The sequence below is a fragment of the Salinimicrobium oceani genome (assembly GCF_012037645.1).
In genome coordinates, this window is sequence record NZ_JAAVJR010001508.1 from 1 (window position 1) to 299 (window position 299).

1 protein-coding gene is annotated in these 299 nt (G+C 39.8%); it reads left to right on the forward strand.

All coding sequences use genetic code 11. The annotated features are described in order from the left end of the window. Positions 1–299, forward strand: a 299-nt coding sequence (locus HC175_RS22860) for an aspartyl protease family protein (RefSeq protein WP_209310228.1), incomplete at both ends; no start/stop codon positions are given.

Below are 299 nucleotides of genomic sequence, written 5' to 3' on the forward strand. Positions count from 1 at the left end.
CACCAAAATAAAGTTTGACCTGGTGAACAATCTTATTATAGTTCCGGTGGAGTTAAATGATTTGCAACTTTCATTTTTGGTAGATAAGGGAGTAAAGACAACGGTGCTACTTAATCTGGATGAGGAAGATACTACAGAGCTCAATCCTTCCGAAAAGATCCAGTTAAGAGGTCTGGGAGGGGAAGATTTGATCCAGGCATTTCGTTCCCGGGACAATCAGCTAAAAATTGGAAAGATCCGGAATGAGGCGCTTACCGTCTTTGTGATCTATGATGATAATATCAATTTTTCTCCAAGAT